Raw genomic sequence first — 1,628 nt, forward strand, 5'->3', positions numbered from 1 at the left:
TTTGAGAGTTAATTCTCTCAAAACTGAACGAACAAGTAACGTCTTTTATTGAAGCATCGAGGCTTCAATTTTTCCTTAGAAAGGAGGTGATCCAGCCGCACCTTCCGATACGGCTACCTTGTTACGACTTCACCCCAATCATCTGTCCCACCTTAGGCGGCTGGCTCCTTGCGGTTACCCCACCGACTTCGGGTGTTACAAACTCTCGTGGTGTGACGGGCGGTGTGTACAAGGCCCGGGAACGTATTCACCGCGGCATGCTGATCCGCGATTACTAGCGATTCCGGCTTCATGCAGGCGAGTTGCAGCCTGCAATCCGAACTGAGAATGGTTTTATGGGATTGGCTAAACCTCGCGGTCTTGCAGCCCTTTGTACCATCCATTGTAGCACGTGTGTAGCCCAGGTCATAAGGGGCATGATGATTTGACGTCATCCCCACCTTCCTCCGGTTTGTCACCGGCAGTCACCTTAGAGTGCCCAACTTAATGCTGGCAACTAAGATCAAGGGTTGCGCTCGTTGCGGGACTTAACCCAACATCTCACGACACGAGCTGACGACAACCATGCACCACCTGTCACTCTGTCCCCCGAAGGGGAAAGTCCTATCTCTAGGATTGTCAGAGGATGTCAAGACCTGGTAAGGTTCTTCGCGTTGCTTCGAATTAAACCACATGCTCCACCGCTTGTGCGGGCCCCCGTCAATTCCTTTGAGTTTCAGTCTTGCGACCGTACTCCCCAGGCGGAGTGCTTAATGCGTTAGCTGCAGCACTAAAGGGCGGAAACCCTCTAACACTTAGCACTCATCGTTTACGGCGTGGACTACCAGGGTATCTAATCCTGTTCGCTCCCCACGCTTTCGCGCCTCAGCGTCAGTTACAGACCAGAGAGTCGCCTTCGCCACTGGTGTTCCTCCACATCTCTACGCATTTCACCGCTACACGTGGAATTCCACTCTCCTCTTCTGCACTCAAGTTCCCCAGTTTCCAATGACCCTCCCCGGTTGAGCCGGGGGCTTTCACATCAGACTTAAGGAACCGCCTGCGCGCGCTTTACGCCCAATAATTCCGGACAACGCTTGCCACCTACGTATTACCGCGGCTGCTGGCACGTAGTTAGCCGTGGCTTTCTGGTTAGGTACCGTCAAGGCACCGGCAGTTACTCCGGTACTTGTTCTTCCCTAACAACAGAGTTTTACGATCCGAAAACCTTCATCACTCACGCGGCGTTGCTCCGTCAGACTTTCGTCCATTGCGGAAGATTCCCTACTGCTGCCTCCCGTAGGAGTCTGGGCCGTGTCTCAGTCCCAGTGTGGCCGATCACCCTCTCAGGTCGGCTACGCATCGTTGCCTTGGTGAGCCGTTACCTCACCAACTAGCTAATGCGCCGCGGGCCCATCTGTAAGTGATAGCGAGATGCCATCTTTCAGCTTTCCTACATGAGTAGAAAAGAATTATCCGGTATTAGCTCCGGTTTCCCGAAGTTATCCCAGTCTTACAGGCAGGTTGCCCACGTGTTACTCACCCGTCCGCCGCTAACCTTTGGGAGCAAGCTCCCTCAGATTCGCTCGACTTGCATGTATTAGGCACGCCGCCAGCGTTCGTCCTGAGCCAGGATCAAACTCTCCAAT

At 53.7% G+C, this 1,628-nt stretch carries 1 rRNA gene; it reads right to left on the reverse strand.

The features are described 5' to 3' along the window. Nucleotides 1-79 precede the first annotated feature (79 nt). A 16S ribosomal RNA gene (locus H0173_RS08580) occupies nucleotides 80-1,628 on the reverse strand.

It is taken from the genome of Bacillus sp. S/N-304-OC-R1, assembly GCF_019749375.1.
Lineage (GTDB): Bacteria > Bacillota > Bacilli > Bacillales > Cytobacillaceae > Cytobacillus.